Source organism: Thalassolituus sp. UBA675 (genome assembly GCF_002297765.1).
GTDB lineage: Bacteria > Pseudomonadota > Gammaproteobacteria > Pseudomonadales > Oceanobacteraceae > Thalassolituus.
On the sequence record NZ_DBNJ01000009.1, the window covers coordinates 217401 to 232244 of the forward strand.

At 50.4% G+C, this 14844-nt stretch carries 14 protein-coding genes and 1 tRNA gene; all 15 read left to right on the forward strand.

Annotation, left to right across the window (positions count from 1 at the left end; translation table 11 throughout):
- Nucleotides 1-30: 30 nt before the first annotated feature.
- The gene (locus B3007_RS04810; protein WP_076514718.1) at nt 31-1290 is read left to right on the forward strand and encodes a hypothetical protein; all 1260 of its coding nucleotides are present in this window, start codon (nt 31-33) and stop codon (nt 1288-1290) included.
- A gap of 5 nt (nt 1291-1295) precedes the next feature.
- Entirely contained in the window at nt 1296-2375 is a 1080-nt protein-coding gene (locus B3007_RS04815; protein WP_076514719.1) for a hypothetical protein, read from the forward strand.
- 367 nt (nt 2376-2742) lie between these two features.
- Nucleotides 2743-3519: a hypothetical protein gene (locus tag B3007_RS04820; RefSeq protein ID WP_139325762.1), complete on the forward strand. Its 777-nt coding sequence runs from the start codon at nt 2743-2745 to the stop codon at nt 3517-3519.
- A 108-nt stretch (nt 3520-3627) separates the two neighbouring features.
- Nucleotides 3628-5559 (forward strand): threonine--tRNA ligase, encoded by a 1932-nt coding sequence (gene thrS, locus B3007_RS04825; protein WP_076514721.1) that lies wholly within the window; start codon nt 3628-3630, stop codon nt 5557-5559.
- Nucleotides 5560-5561: 2 nt separating this feature from the next.
- A complete protein-coding gene (gene infC / locus B3007_RS04830) occupies nt 5562-6101 on the forward strand; it encodes a translation initiation factor IF-3 (RefSeq protein WP_076514722.1) in 540 nt (179 codons plus the stop codon).
- A 155-nt stretch (nt 6102-6256) separates the two neighbouring features.
- Nucleotides 6257-6451 carry a 50S ribosomal protein L35 gene (gene rpmI / locus B3007_RS04835; RefSeq protein ID WP_068441519.1) on the forward strand — a complete coding sequence of 65 codons (195 nt, stop codon included), beginning with the start codon at nt 6257-6259 and terminating at the stop codon, nt 6449-6451.
- Between the two features lie 21 nt (nt 6452-6472).
- Nucleotides 6473-6826 carry a 50S ribosomal protein L20 gene (gene rplT / locus B3007_RS04840; RefSeq protein WP_068435564.1) on the forward strand — a complete coding sequence of 118 codons (354 nt, stop codon included), beginning with the start codon at nt 6473-6475 and terminating at the stop codon, nt 6824-6826.
- Nucleotides 6827-7034: 208 nt separating this feature from the next.
- Nucleotides 7035-8039: a phenylalanine--tRNA ligase subunit alpha gene (gene pheS / locus B3007_RS04845; RefSeq protein ID WP_068441522.1), complete on the forward strand. Its 1005-nt coding sequence runs from the start codon at nt 7035-7037 to the stop codon at nt 8037-8039.
- 18 nt (nt 8040-8057) lie between these two features.
- Complete coding sequence (gene pheT, locus B3007_RS04850) at nt 8058-10445, forward strand: phenylalanine--tRNA ligase subunit beta (protein ID WP_301376631.1); 2388 nt, start codon at nt 8058-8060, stop codon at nt 10443-10445.
- A gap of 1 nt (nt 10446) precedes the next feature.
- Nucleotides 10447-10752, forward strand: coding sequence for an integration host factor subunit alpha (ihfA, locus tag B3007_RS04855; protein WP_068440580.1), 306 nt, complete (start codon nt 10447-10449; stop codon nt 10750-10752).
- Entirely contained in the window at nt 10730-11098 is a 369-nt protein-coding gene (locus B3007_RS04860) for a MerR family transcriptional regulator (protein WP_068440582.1), read from the forward strand. Before ihfA ends, B3007_RS04860 begins: the two co-directional genes overlap by 23 nt.
- Nucleotides 11099-11180: 82 nt before the next feature.
- Nucleotides 11181-11257 (forward strand) — tRNA-Pro (locus B3007_RS04865).
- A 257-nt stretch (nt 11258-11514) separates the two neighbouring features.
- A complete protein-coding gene (locus tag B3007_RS04870; RefSeq protein ID WP_301387362.1) occupies nt 11515-12573 on the forward strand; it encodes a YheT family hydrolase in 1059 nt (352 codons plus the stop codon).
- A 157-nt stretch (nt 12574-12730) separates the two neighbouring features.
- Nucleotides 12731-13081 carry a hypothetical protein gene (locus B3007_RS04875; RefSeq protein WP_301376630.1) on the forward strand — a complete coding sequence of 117 codons (351 nt, stop codon included), beginning with the start codon at nt 12731-12733 and terminating at the stop codon, nt 13079-13081.
- A gap of 440 nt (nt 13082-13521) precedes the next feature.
- Nucleotides 13522-14841: an outer membrane protein transport protein gene (locus tag B3007_RS04880; RefSeq protein ID WP_301376629.1), complete on the forward strand. Its 1320-nt coding sequence runs from the start codon at nt 13522-13524 to the stop codon at nt 14839-14841.
- Nucleotides 14842-14844 lie beyond the last annotated feature (3 nt).

The following is a 14844-nucleotide window of genomic DNA, read 5'->3' on the forward strand; positions in this document are numbered from 1 at the left end:
GCCCTAACTTAGAGCATAAGGATGTGTAACGTGAGTTCACCGGTCATTTCCAATCTTTCCCAGTTCCAGCTATCTCCATTCGGGCCTCAAGCCTCTGGTCGTCAGATCCTCGCTGACGAGCAAATGCAAAAGTTGCTTCAGAACTTTCAGGCGAGCTCGCAAGAGCAAAGCAGTACTGGGTATCATGCTCTGGCAGTAATAAGTGCAGTTAACAGCCTTCGTAGTAGTGCCGTTCCAGTGAATTCTTATGTTCGTAACGGCTCCCCATCGACCCGTTGCATTTCGGGCCCAGGTTTCGAAATTGAATATGAGCTGAATATGGGGCTCTCGCAGACCGATATTACGATCACAGATATTCGGGTTGTGAGGCAAAGCGCTCGTAAGGTAACTGAGCCCGGTCTATGGAATGTTGAGGCGGACGCTGAGAATGGGTCATGGAAGGTTGCCTCTACTCCTTCATATAACCTCCAGGCTGCAAGCCAGAGAGGCGGAACTATAGAGAAGCCCTTACAAATAGGTATTAACGGCTATTGTGGCGGCATTAGAGAAGCTGCTGAAATACTTCCTGATCACATATCAAAAGGTGACCCTGCTGTAATAGATAAGCTTAAAGCGTCTGGTTTCGAGTTATTTTATACACCGCAACACAAAGCGGGTAAGGCTGGCTGGGAATTTGTAAGGCGTCTCGGGAAGAGGACTCCCTCAGAAGATGTTGTTAAGGCGGGGCGGGTGTTAGCTAGTTATATGAAAGATGCACACCAGCGAGGGTTGCGCGTCGAGTGGACGAGTCATCGTGGTGGTTCGGCTGTTTTGACCGAGGCAATGAGATGTTTGAAGCAAGCCAATGTTGACTTGAAAGGAACGCAGCGCATTTTTCTTAGCGATCACACTAGCAGCCACTATGAAGCAGATATCGCTCGGCGGGCTATTGGTATGGATGTGCGTGATTCTAAGTGGTTCAATTCTTCTCCGGGACTAGCCCAGGTTATTGGTGGCCAGAGGTTCGGTGGTGCGACGGTAGCGTGCTCTCTTAATAAGCTTGTCAATCATACTCCGAGGGACCAAATAGCAAGTGAATTCGTTGGTACGGCCTATGATGTCGTCGCACAAAGCAAGAATACTATGGCAGTCGGGGGATTAGTGGGGGCCTTAGGCACGACACCAGGATTTGCCCTTGTAGTGTTGGGCGCTATTCTGGCCAGTGCACCTACGTTGACCGAGGGCTACCATAGAAGCCCTGTTGAGCCACTCAAAACATTAGCGAAGAAAGTTCAGAATAAGGTCTTCTGAGGATTATGCGATTATTTGGTACTGAGAAACTCCCCAAGGGGCCTAGTTTTCGCTCCGCAAGGCTTATCTGTAAAGACTTGGGATGTAGCTCACTGGAATTCAAGGCACCAGCCCCTCGGCCGGCTTTTGGAGGGCGCTGGGAGGAGGAGCCAGGCTCAGTTGATCTAAATTCTCCAGCGCGCTTTGAGTTGGCAGAAACTTGGGATAAGAAAGTTATCGAAGGTATGCGCTGGCAGCGGCTTTACTCGAATAACTGGCGTTTTAATGGCTTTCCAATTATCCAGCCTCGCGTCGGATATCTCAGTTGTTTTGTTGATGTCCATGCGGTAGATGGCCTCCCGATTAATGAGAGTTTGTTTGATTTTAGCGTATTGGCAAATCAGGTGTTAACTAATAGGGAGTTGTGTATTTATGCAAGAACTGAAGAGGGCTATACAGAGGCCGCTCTCGACGTAAACCCTGATCTATGGCCGGATGTTTTAGGGCCTGTTAATAGTCAGTGGTTGAATAAGCATGGTAATGACTGGCTGTACATTGAAGAACAGCAGCTGACTGATACCGCTTATGCTATCAATTGGATCTCGCCAATTACTCATCAGCATTATGTGTGTTTTCGGTTTGTAATCAGACGTTATTCTATTGAAGGCCCTAACGCTTATCGAATCGAAGAGCGGGTTCGCCCCGACACCTTCCTTGATCTGATGCACCAGATCATGGACTCCGTAAAGCTTGAACTTTGTGAAGAGATGAAAGTTGAACGGGACCGCATTCGAACAATAGAACCGTCGGAGAGGCGTCCGGTAATTGAGTTTACTCCGGAGCAGTTGAAGGTTGCTAAACATGTACTCTACATGAGTAGTTTCAGGAAATCAGAGGATGGTGATGACAGGTGGAGTTCTGGAATGGAGCGTCTCGCCCCCCGCGAAGAGGTCGAGGCCTTTCTGGATGAGCGTGTGAAGTTTAAGCCATTACCGGGAAGCTATCCGCGCGGTGAGATTATTTATAACCGTGTGCCTGTGTTACCGATTACCAGGCTTTTAGATTCGCAGCCGCAGTCGTCCCTTGAAGAGAAGGTGAATTTCTGAACCGGATACTGTCTCCTCGAGCAACTGGTGACTAAATTGCAGAACAAGGTTTCTTGATTCGATGAGACTATTTGGTACGGAGAAATACCCTAAAGGTCCTTCTTTTAGAACGGCAAAACATGTTAGCAAAGACCTTGGCCTTGCTAGCCTTTCCTTTATGGCTCCAAACCCTAAACCAGCGCACGGGGGCTCATGGAATAAAGAACCAAATCACTTCAATGCTGCTAGTGATGCAGGGTTCGAACGGGAATTGACTTGGAATCAGTGTGAGATAGAGTCTTTGAGTCGCCTGAGGGTATATTCAAGCAGCTGGGAGTTTCGAGGTATCCCAGTGATAGAGGGGTATTGCGGGTTCCTCAATTGCATTGTGGATATTAGACGGGTAGGTGACCTGCCAGCGAACGAAAGTCTCTTCGATAACTGGGTTCTTGCCAGAGAGCTACTAAGAAACGAAGAGCTCTGTACTTACGCCGCAACGTCAGAGGGGTATACCGCCGCACCGTTGGATTCGAATCCTGATCGCTGGCCGGAAGTTTTAGGTCCTATCAATAGTCAGTGGGTGAATAGAAATGGTACTGACTGGCTGTACACAGAGGAACAGCAGCTTTCAGATACAGCTAATGCTGTTACATGGGCTACCCCTATTTCTCATGATCGGTATCTAAGTTGTTTATTTCTAATTGAACGCTCTTCTTGGCATGGCCCTAACGCCTATCGAATCGAAGAGCGGGTTCGCCCCGACACCTTCCTTGATCTGATGCACCAGATCATGGACTCCGTAAAGCTTGAACTTTGTGAAGAGATGAAAGCTGAACGGGACCGCATTCGAACAATAGAACCGTCGGAGAGGCGTCCGGTAATTGAGTTTACTCCGGAGCAGCTGAAGGTTGCTAAACATGTACTCTACATGAGTAGTTTCAGGAAACCAGAGGATGGCGATGACAGGTGGAGTTCTGGAATGGAGCGTCTCGCCCCCAGCGAAGAGGTCGAGGCCTTTCTGGATGAGCGAGTGAAGTTTAAGCCATTGCCGGGAAGCTATCCGCGTGGGGGTATTATCTATAACCGCGTACCGGTTCAGCCAATAACAAAGCTGGTTGATTCACTTCCTCAGGGGGCTATTGCACGAAAGGCTATTCCAGAGTGAGTAAACCGCAGGCATCAACTGTTTACAGGGATTTTTCCGACCTGTAGAGTACTCGGTCTTTACATTCATGTGGCCTGTCGTGGGGGCCACCACTGACAAGGATTTACTATGCCTGTTATTACCCTTCCAGACGGCTCCAAACGCGAGTTCGATCAACCCGTTACCCTGATGCAAGTTGCCGAAGATATTGGCCCTGGTCTCGCCAAAGCGACCGTATGTGGTCGTATTAACGGTGAACTGGTCGATGCCTGTGAGCTGATCACCGATGACGCCGATGTCACTCTGATCACCGGTCGCGACGAAGAAGGTCTGGAAGTTATCCGTCACTCATTCGCTCACCTCGTTGGTCATGCCGTTAAGCAGCTGTACCCAACGGCTAAGATGGCCATTGGCCCGGTGATCGAAAACGGCTTCTATTACGATATTGATTACGAGCGTCCATTTACACCCGAAGACCTCGAAGCCATCGAGAAGCGTGTTAAAGAGCTGATCAAGAAGGATTACGAAGTCATCAAGAAGATGACGCCGATCAAAGACGCACGCCGCGTGTTTGTTGATCGTGGTGAAGACTACAAAGTTGAGTTGATCGACGATCTGATCGAAAAAGGTGAAGAGGCGGTTGGCCTGTATCACCATGAAGAATACACAGATATGTGTCGTGGTCCGCACGTACCGAATACTCGTGTTATGCGTATCTTCAAGCTGCAACGTGTGTCTGGCGCCTACTGGCGTGGAGATTCTCAGAACGCTCAGCTGCAACGTATCTACGGTACTGCGTGGAACGACAAAAAAGAAATGAAAGCGTATCTCCAGCGTCTTGAAGAGGCTGAGAAGCGCGACCACCGTAAACTGGCGAAGCAGCTGGATCTGTTCCACCTGCAGGAAGAAGCGCCGGGTATGGTGTTCTGGCATCCGAACGGCTGGACCATTTATCAGGTACTCGAGCAGTACATGCGTAGAGTTCAGAACGATGCTGGTTATCAGGAGATCAAGACCCCGCAGGTTGTTGATCGCACCTTGTGGGAGAAGTCTGGCCACTGGGAACACTACTCAGATGCCATGTTCACTACGGAATCTGAGAAGCGCAGCTACGCGGTGAAGCCGATGAACTGCCCATGCCATATTCAGGTGTTCAATCAGGGTCTGAAGTCTTATCGTGAACTGCCGCTGCGTCTGGCTGAGTTTGGTTGCTGCCACCGTAATGAGCCATCCGGTGCGCTGCACGGCATTATGCGTGTGCGTGGCTTCACTCAGGATGATGCACACATCTTCTGCTCGAACAGCCAGATCCGTCAGGAAGCTTCTGATTTCATCAAGCTGACTCTGGACGTCTACAAAGACTTCGGATTCGACGCGGTTGAAATGAAACTTTCAACGCGCCCGGAAGGTCGTATTGGTGAAGAGTCGCTTTGGGATGAAGCTGAAGCGGCACTGGAAGATGCTCTTAACGACGCCGGCCTCGACTGGGAACTCCAACCGGGTGAAGGTGCGTTCTACGGTCCTAAGATTGAATTCTCTCTGCGCGACTGCATCGGCCGTGTATGGCAGTGCGGTACGATTCAGCTTGATTTCATGCTGCCAGAGCGTCTCGGTGCTCAGTTCGTCGACGAAGATGGCGAGCGTAAGACGCCGGTTATGCTGCACCGTGCTATTCTTGGCTCGTTCGAGCGTTTTGTCGGCATTCTGATTGAACACTACGCGGGCGCAATGCCGCCATGGTTGTCTCCGAAGCAGGTCTCAATCCTGAATATCACAGACAGTCAGGCCGAATATTGCACGGAAATCGCCGAAAAACTCAAAGCTGCGGGCTTCAGGGCCGATGCGGACTTGAGAAATGAGAAGATCGGCTTTAAAATCCGCGAGCATACTTTACACAAGGTCCCTTTCCAGCTCGTGGTGGGGGACAAAGAAAAAGAAACAAACACTGTCGCAGTGCGCACCCGTAAGGGTGAAGACCTCGGTACAATGAGTGTCGACGAGTTTATTGCCATCCTCGAGAAGGCGATTGCAGAACGCGGCCGGTTTGGAATGGAGAACTGATCATCAGACGCGATAATAGAAGAGGAGCACGTGATAATCGTGCCCCCATTAACGACCAGATTCGTGCAAACGAAGTCCGGTTAATCGGAGCAGACGGCGAGCAAGTAGGCGTCGTTTCTTTACGCGAAGCCCTTGAGGCCGCCCAAGAAGCCGAACTGGATCTGGTTCAGATTTCAGATGGCGATCCGATCGTCTGTAAGATCATGGACTTCGGCAAGAAGCTCTACGAAGAGAAGAAGCAGAAAGCCGAAGCCAAAAAGAAACAGCACCAGGTGCAGATTAAGGAAGTCAAATTCCGTCCGGGTACGGAAGAAGGCGACTATCAGATCAAACTGCGTAACCTGAAGCGCTTCCTCGAAGCGGGCAACAAAGCGAAAGTATCGCTGCGTTTCCGCGGTCGTGAGATGGCGCACCAGAACCTGGGTATGGAACTGATGATGCGTGTCGAGAAAGATCTCGAAGAACTCGGCAGCGTAGAACAGCGTCCTAAGATGGAAGGTCGCCAGATGATCATGGTCATCGGCCCATCCAAAAAGAAGTAGTCTGGTTTTCAAATGAATACGCAGACCCCGGCGCTTGCCGGGGTTTGTGCGTTCTGCCAGACGCTGCGTCGGCCTGAGTTGGGCAGGCGTTATTACGGCAGAGATTGTACAGGGTCTTAGTTTCTGTACGTCTCATAACTTTCAGGAGTATGAAAATGCCTAAGATCAAAACTAAGAGCGGCGCTGCGAAGCGCTTCAAAAAGACTGCGAACGGTTTCAAGCACCGTAATGCTTTCCGCAGCCACATCCTGACTAAGAAGAGCACGAAGCGTAAGCGCCACCTGCGTGGTATGTCTCAGCTGCACGCTGCAGACAAGAAGCTTGTTATTCGTATGCTTCCTAATCTTTAATCGACTGTCAGGAGATAAATTATGGCTCGTGTAAAACGTGGTGTTGTCGCTCGTCGTCGTCACAAGAAAATTCTGAAGCAGGCTAAAGGTTACTACGGTGCCCGCAGTCGCGTGTTCCGCGTTGCTAAGCAAGCGGTAATCAAAGCAGGTCAGTACGCTTACCGTGACCGTCGTCAGCGTAAGCGTCAGTTCCGTCAGCTGTGGATTGCGCGTATCAACGCTGGTGCACGTCAGAACGGTCTGTCTTACAGCAAGTTCATCAATGGCCTGAAAAAAGCCACTGTTGAAATTGACCGTAAGGTTCTGGCTGATCTGGCTGTGAATGAAAAAGCAGCGTTTGCGGCTCTGGTTGAAAAAGCCAAGTCCAGCCTGTAATTTCACCGCGCTCTTCTGAGCACGCGGAACCGGGCCAGCCATTAGCTTGACTGGCCAAAGGATAGGGGAGTGGCTTTCTTTGAAAGACCTCCCCTATTTTTTTGCGTTATTAAACACATTCAGTGCTTACCAGAGCTTCTTCTATAGGATGCCCTGAGGGAATTCCGGTAAGCACTTAATCAAAAAATGACCTTTCAGGATCATCACGATGGAAAACTTAGAGGCTCTGACGCAACAGGCGTTGGATGCAGTCGCTGCCTCGAGCGACATGGCAGCACTCGATCAGGTACGCGTTCAGTATCTGGGTAAGAAGGGCGAAATCTCTGCCCTGATGAAAAACCTGGGCAATGTTGCTCCGGAAGATCGCCCGAAAGTCGGCGCGGTGATTAACGAGGCGCGTGGCAAAGTTCAGGACGCCTTGAATGCGCGTAAAGAATCACTCGAGAGTGAAGCACTCAACGCCAAACTGGCGTCTGAAACCGTCGACGTGACGCTACCCGGCCGTGCCGTTCAGGAAGGTAGCCTGCACCCGGTTACTCGCACACTGGAGCGTATTGAAGGCTTCTTCGCTAATGCCGGTTATCAGGTCGCTGAAGGCCCTGAGATCGAAGATGATTTTCACAACTTCGAAGCGCTGAATATTCCTTCGCATCACCCGGCGCGTGCCATGCACGACACTTTCTATTTTGATGCAGGCACTCTGCTGCGTACCCACACCTCGCCGGTTCAGGTACGTACAATGGAGTCTCAGGAGCCACCGATCCGCATTATCTGCCCGGGTCGTGTATACCGTTGCGACTACGATCAGACTCACTCGCCCATGTTCCATCAGGTCGAAGGTCTGCTGGTGGATAAGGGCATCAGCTTTGCGGATCTGAAGGGCACGATTCAGGAGTTTCTGAGCGTCTTCTTTGAACGTGATCTGGTGATCCGTCTGCGTCCGTCTTACTTCCCGTTTACTGAGCCTTCCGCTGAGATCGACATTGAATGGGTGATTGAAACGCCGGAAGGCACTAAGCGTCGCTGGCTCGAAGTCGGCGGTTGCGGCATGGTCCACCCGGAAGTCTTCAAACATGTGAATATTGACCCTGAAGAATACACAGGCTTTGCCTTTGGTATGGGCGTTGAGCGTCTGGCGATGCTCCGCTACGGCGTGAATGACCTGCGTCTGTTCTTCGAAAACGACCTGCGCTTCCTGCAGCAGTTCAAGTAATTCAGGGGATATTAAGAAATGAAATTCAGCGAACAGTGGTTACGCGAATGGGTTAACCCTGAGATTACGACTCAGGAACTGGTCGATCACCTGACTCTTGCGGGTCTTGAGGTCGATGGAGAAGAGCCGGTTGCCGGTGAGTTTTCTGGAGTGGTTGTTGGACAGGTTGTCAGCCGTGAGCAGCACCCGGATGCCGATAAACTGAGCCTGTGTCAGGTGACTGATGGCACTGAGAATTTCCAGATCGTTTGTGGTGCGGCGAACGTGCGCGAGGGTCTGAAAATTCCTTTCGCTAAAATCGGCGCGGTTCTGCCAACCGAAGATGGCAAAGGCTTCAAAATCAAAAAAGCCAAGCTGCGTGGCGTCGAGTCATTCGGCATGCTGTGTGCCGAAGCAGAGCTTGGCATGGCAGAAAGCTCTGAAGGTCTGATGGAGCTGCCGGATTCTGCCCCTGTTGGCGCAGATTTCCGCGAATACCTGAACCTCAATGACACCATCATTGAAGTCGACCTGACACCAAACCGTGCAGATTGCCTGAGCATTGCGGGTCTGGCGCGCGAAACTGGCGTGCTGACGCGTACCGAAGTGAAGCCGCCACTCGTGGCTGCCGTTGCAGCATCAATTGATGATAAAGCGTCTGTCGAAGTGACTGCGGCAGATGCCTGCCCACGCTATCTCGGTCGTATCGTGAAAGGTGTGAACGTAAAAGCAGAAACGCCACTGTGGATGGTTGAGAAGCTGCGCCGTGGCGGTATCCGCTCGATTGACCCTGTCGTGGATATTACCAACTACGTATTGCTGGAATTGGGTCAGCCGATGCACGCTTTTGACCTGGCACAGGTAGAAGGTGGCATCCGTGTACGTATGGCAGAAGAGGGCGAAAAGCTAACTCTGCTCGACGGCCAGGAAGTCGAACTGAACGCAGACACTCTGGTGATTGCTGACCACAGCAAACCGCTGGCTATGGCCGGTGTGATGGGTGGCGAGCACTCCGGTGTAAACGGCGACACCCGGGACCTGCTGTTGGAAGCGGCGTTCTTCAACCCGATTGCGATCGCTGGTCGTGCCCGTAACTACGGCCTGCACACCGATTCTTCGCACCGTTTTGAGCGTGGCGTTGACTACAGCCTGGCCAATACTGCGATGGAACGTGCGACTCAGCTCGTTATTGATATCTGCGGTGGTCAGGCGGGTCCTGTGACAGAAGTAACTGCCGAAGACAAACTGCCTGAAGCAGCCACCATTACTCTGCGCCGTAAGCGCATCGAGCAAGTCCTGAGCCTGACCATGGCTGACGACGAAGTGACCGACATTCTGGTTCGCCTCGGCATGGACACTGAAACCACTGCTGAAGGCTGGACAGTAAAAGCGCCGTCGTATCGTTTTGATATGGCCATCGAAGCTGACCTGATTGAAGAGCTGGCACGCATCTACGGCTATAATCGTCTGCCTACCCGTGTTCCTGCGGCGGCGACGCCGTTGGCAAAAGCACCTGAATCCCGTATGCCAATCCGCGACCTGCGTCGCCAGATCATTGCTCGCGGTTATCAGGAAGCCATTACCTACAGCTTTGTTGAACCAGAACTGCAGAAAGCTCTCGACCCTGAGCGTGAAGCTCTGCCACTGCTGAATCCGATTTCAGCGGACATGGGCGTGATGCGCACGACTCTGCTGACTGGTCTGGTGTCTGCCGCCAGTTACAACCTGAAGCGTCAGCAGCCACGCGTTCGCCTGTTCGAAACCGGCCTGCGTTTTGTGCCTGAAGCTGATGGCCTGAAACAGACTCCAACACTGGCGATGCTGGTGTGCGGTAACCGTCTGACTCAGGGCTGGAGCGAGCAGGAAACCCCGGTAGATTTCTTCGACCTGAAAGGTGACGTTGAGTCTCTGTTAGCTCGTGGCGGCGATGCCTCCGCTTATCGTTTCGAGTCTGCTCAGCATCCAGCACTGCACCCAGGCCAGACAGCGCGCGTTCTGAAGAACGGCGAACCAATTGGTTGGATTGGCGCACTGCACCCAGCGACTCAGAAAAAGGTTGGGGTCAAGCAGCCGTTGTTTGTCGCGGAACTGGACCTTGAAGCCATCCGTGATATTGCCGTGCCTTCGTATGGCGATATTTCGAAATTCCCTGAAATGCGTCGCGACCTGGCACTGGTTGTAGACCAGTCAGTTCAGGTGGATCAGGTATTCGACGGAATCCGAAGCGTAGCGGGGGATTACCTCACTAAGCTCAACCTGTTTGATGTATATGTCGGCAAAGGTATTGATCCTGATAGAAAAAGTCTCGCTTTGGGCTTGACGTGGCAGCATCCTTCACGCACTCTGACTGATGAAGAAGTGAACAACTCTGTGGAAGCAGTCTTGGCTCACCTCTCTGAAAGCATAGGAGCAACGTTAAGGGGTTAACATGACCGCCCTGACCAAAGCAGAACTGGCAGAAAAACTGTTTGAAGATCTTGGTCTCAATAAGCGTGAAGCTAAGGATATGGTGGACATCTTTTTTGATGAAATCCGCGATAGCCTGAGTCGTAATGAGCAGGTGAAGTTATCAGGATTTGGTAACTTCGACCTGCGTGATAAGCGTCAGCGTCCGGGAAGGAATCCGAAGACAGGCGAGGAGATCCCTATTTCTGCTCGCCGGGTCGTGACGTTCAAACCGGGGCAGAAGCTCAAAATCCGGGTAGAAGCCTATGCTGGAAGCCAGCCACAATAACGAACTACCGCCCATTCCATCGAAACGCTACTTCACTATTGGTGAGGTCAGTGAGCTTTGCGATGTGAAGCCTCATGTTCTCAGATATTGGGAGCAGGAATTTCCAACCCTCAAGCCGGTCAAGCGTGCCGGTAATCGTCGTTATTATCAGCGTCAGGACGTCATTCTCGTCCGTGAAATCCGTGCTTTGCTGTATCAGGATGGCTACACCATTGGTGGCGCCAGACAGAAGCTGGAAGACAACGGAGAGTCGCAGGCGGTGGCCATGGATAAAGCCCTGATCAAAAACATGATACGCGAGTTGAAAGAGCTGGAAGATATGCTCAACCCAGACTCCGACTTCTGACGGGCATTCCAAAAAAAGTTTACCTTTTCAGGCACTTAAGTATACTTAAGCGCTCTGTTCACAGGCTTGTGGCAGCATAAGTCGGGATGTGGCGCAGTCTGGTAGCGCACTCGCCTGGGGGGCGAGTGGTCGCAGGTTCAAATCCTGTCATCCCGACCAATTTTAAATCCTGTCACTCTGATGAAACTCCATCTCTTCGATAGTCTGATGATTCTTAATAGCGCACTTTAAAACCGGGCTTTTGCCCAGTTTTTTGTTTCATGGCTGATCAGTCGACACTAACAGACCCCTTGCGCTAGTAAATTGTCCCAATTTAACACCAGAGTGGTGTGGGGATGAGATGCTATCGTTGCTGTCAGTAAGCGGTGGCTGCGCTCACCGCTGGATAAAGTTATATCAGAGAAGCAATGAGAATTATGCAGACGACGAAGCCAGTTTCTGAAAATCATCCATCAGTATCGTACGATAATAATGCTTCAAACCAGCGTCTGGTCGAATCACTCAGAATATTGAGTAAGCCATACCGGGCTACTCCCTGGTTGTTTAATGCACATACCCAGTTAATCTTTTATAGCCTGCGCAAGTATGGCTTTCAGCGGCGCAACGAAAGCGCATCGCTCTACGATTACCATGAACAGCTGACAATGCAGGACGGTGGTCTGACAGCTTTATATTGGAGTGGCTACGATTTACCTGAAACAACACCAACGATCGTATTAATTCACACCATCAGTGGTAGTCCGGATAGCATGGCAGAGCTCGTGCGCGATCTCGGGTTAAAAACGGGGTGGCGAATCGTGCTGTGTTTGCGGCGTGGGCATGGTCAGCTGCCATTGTTAACGCCACGGTTTAACATGGTGGGCTGTACTGAAGATTTTCGTGGGCAGCTTGCTCATATAAGAGAGCGCTTTCCTGATTCTCCACTTTACGCTGTGGGCACATCAGCTGGTTCCGGTTTGTTAGTGCGATACCTGGGAGAAGAGGGGGGCGATGCTCCCTTCAAAGCGGCCTTTGCTTATTGCCCCGGATACGACACAGGCACCTGCTTCGACAATGTGCATCCGCGATATAGCCGTATCATGGCAAAGAAGATGGTTCGCCAGTTTGTCTGCCCTAATGAGAGTGTGCTGTCTTCTCTGCGGACAGCAGACAGCCTGCTGACGGCTACTGATCTCGGCGATCTCTATCAAAAACTGTACGAGTTAGCGGGGTACGATGACTATCCGTCGTATGACCAGAATACGAATCCCATGAACGTCTTCGAGGATATTCGGATCCCCTTGATGGTGCTCAACGCAGAGGACGATCCAATCTGCCACATCAACAACCTGGATCCCTGGCGAGACAGGATGAAAACGATGGACAACGTTATTCTGGTGACAACGAGAAAGGGGAGTCATTGTGCGCATTATGAAGGTTGGTCCGCGCGTTCATGGTCGGCTCGCCTGATGAGTGACTATTTCAAGTCTGTGTAGAGACCATTGCAGCTCTTAGTGATTAATATCGATTGCTATTTGCATTTTTTCTTCGGGTTATTATTTCTTGAGGTTACAACTTTTTACAGAAAGGGGGTGGCCTGAAGAGATACATATTGGCTTAATATGGCGCATCAAAAATCACTATAAAAAAATCATGCATCGCTCGATCTTATCCAGTCTCTTCGTGGGCCTGTTGTCATTATCCGCCAATGCTGTCGCCGATGAGCAGCCGACAGACAAAGAAATTCTCAAGATTCAGACCATCGCCAGTTGCATCGATGATGTCTACTACCAGGGTGGTTACGAAGAAGGCGATACTGCTCGTATCGACTTAATCGATACCATGCTGGTGCTGTTTGAGTTACCCGCCTATGACGAAGAGTATCTGTATATGGATGTTCCATACGACGGCAAACTCTCATCTGAACTCTATTATCAATGTATTAGCGGTCAACGTGACATGCTGGATGAAGCTGCGGACAGCCTGGGCATCGCAGCTCACTAGTCAACCCTAATGTGAACGGGATACAAACGCGTGTCCCCATATCCTTCTGATTTCCCCCATTTCTATTTTCTGTATTTCATCTTTTTTCTATTTTTCTATAAAAATATCATACCGTTTATCCTCTGATATTTAACGCTTATCTGAAGCTGAAATTGCACCTTGAAAATCGATAATTTAAAAGCGTCACACTGGTCTTTGTGACTATTGTGCTTTTTATTAATTACTCATCAAAACTGGAAATTTACGATTTTAAAAAATTCGTTTAGTTTGGGTTACTAATAATTACATATCCATCCTAAGTCATTGATTTTTATAGTTAAAAAAATCGTGTAAATAAGGAAACCAAGAGTAACAATTGTTTAGTAGCTGTAATTTTAAGTGCTCTGATAGAGTTTGTTGTAACTCCTTGATCTAAAAATATTAATAGTGGAGACAACATAATGCCTTTCTCTATTCGCCCGTTAGCGGGTGTAACTGCTTTTTCTGCTCTGATGATGACAACAGGCGTACACGCCAATATGGGCACCATCGGCAATACCTATGGTCTGTTTCCGCAGGACGTAGCAACGACGCAGGCGCTCTCTATGTTCAACCAGGAAGTGTCGGCGACATATTACAACCCATCAAGACTGGTAAAAGATCAGCGTGGTGAGCTTTCTACCGGGCTTCTGCAGGCTGAAGCCAAGCTAGAGGCTGCGGGACCAGATCGTTCAGGTGATCTGCTGTCGCGAACGCCAACGGCATCGGTATTGCTGGGATTGAAAACTGACCTGTCGAAGCTAACGACCTTTGACCACCCGATGTTTTTAGGTGTTGTTATCGGCGTAGAGAATTACGGCTTCTCTCTACTTGAATTTCAGTCTGAGACCAGCGAAGGCGGGCAGTTTCTGGAATACGACCGCCAGCCTCTGTTTGTCAGTGTTGGTGGTGCTACCGAACTGTTCCGTGGCTTTAGCGGCGGCCTGTCTGCGCGGGCGACGTTAAATAACAATGCGACGCTGACAACCACGACTGACCTCGCAGGTAACACACAATACGAATCTTTGAATGTGCAGGCTGAGCCTGCCTTATCATTCACACTCTCGAACACCCTTGATCTGGGTGAAATGTTTTGTCCGTATTACGACTGTGCTGTTACTGGGCTTGAGTTTGCTGTGGCGTACCAACAGCGTTCGTACTCCCGCACCAAAGTAGAAGCAACGACGGTTATCCCCGGTCTTATTCCTGCCTCTGATCCGCTCAACTTTACGATTCAGACGTACGACTCTTTCCAACCGACCACTATCACTGCAGGAACGCAATTCGATCGCGGATCGATTCGCATTGGCGCGACGCTGGAGTATCAGGAGTGGTCGACACTTGAAGATCAGTTTTCCAGCGACACGATTAAAGATCAGGCCGGTGCGGAATTTGAAGACATTATGATTCCGCGTCTTGGAGCAGAATATCGCTTCGGCGAATCTTTCTCAGTTTTAGGTGGTTTTTCTTATCGTCCGACTGCGCTGAAAAGTACTCAGACTGTCGATGTAAACCTTTTCGACACTGACCGCTACGTGGTTGGCGTGGGGATTTCAGCGAAGGTCGGTAAGCAGATGTTCCTCGCTCATCCACTACAGATTGATCTCGGTTATCAGCGCCAGGAGCTGGTCGACCGAGATTTTACCATTGTGAATTCCCGCCCCGGCACAGCCAATAATATTGAAGTGACTACTGGCGGTAGCGTGGATGTATTCAGTGGTTCTATCAGTCTGAAGTTCTGAGGA

Excerpts from the sequence above, each read along its gene's own strand:
- pheT (WP_301376631.1), top strand. The coding sequence starts at position 8,058 with ATGAAATTCAGCGAACAGTGGTTACGCGAATGGGTTAACCCTGAGATT.
- ihfA (WP_068440580.1), top strand. The coding sequence starts at position 10,447 with ATGACCGCCCTGACCAAAGCAGAACTGGCAGAAAAACTGTTTGAAGAT.
- B3007_RS04880 (WP_301376629.1), top strand. The coding sequence starts at position 13,522 with ATGCCTTTCTCTATTCGCCCGTTAGCGGGTGTAACTGCTTTTTCTGCT.
- B3007_RS04815 (WP_076514719.1), top strand. The coding sequence starts at position 1,296 with ATGCGATTATTTGGTACTGAGAAACTCCCCAAGGGGCCTAGTTTTCGC.
- B3007_RS04870 (WP_301387362.1), top strand. The coding sequence starts at position 11,515 with ATGCAGACGACGAAGCCAGTTTCTGAAAATCATCCATCAGTATCGTAC.
- B3007_RS04875 (WP_301376630.1), top strand. The coding sequence starts at position 12,731 with ATGCATCGCTCGATCTTATCCAGTCTCTTCGTGGGCCTGTTGTCATTA.
- B3007_RS04860 (WP_068440582.1), top strand. The coding sequence starts at position 10,730 with ATGCTGGAAGCCAGCCACAATAACGAACTACCGCCCATTCCATCGAAA.
- pheS (WP_068441522.1), top strand. The coding sequence starts at position 7,035 with ATGGAAAACTTAGAGGCTCTGACGCAACAGGCGTTGGATGCAGTCGCT.
- rpmI (WP_068441519.1), top strand. The coding sequence starts at position 6,257 with ATGCCTAAGATCAAAACTAAGAGCGGCGCTGCGAAGCGCTTCAAAAAG.
- thrS (WP_076514721.1), top strand. The coding sequence starts at position 3,628 with ATGCCTGTTATTACCCTTCCAGACGGCTCCAAACGCGAGTTCGATCAA.
- rplT (WP_068435564.1), top strand. The coding sequence starts at position 6,473 with ATGGCTCGTGTAAAACGTGGTGTTGTCGCTCGTCGTCGTCACAAGAAA.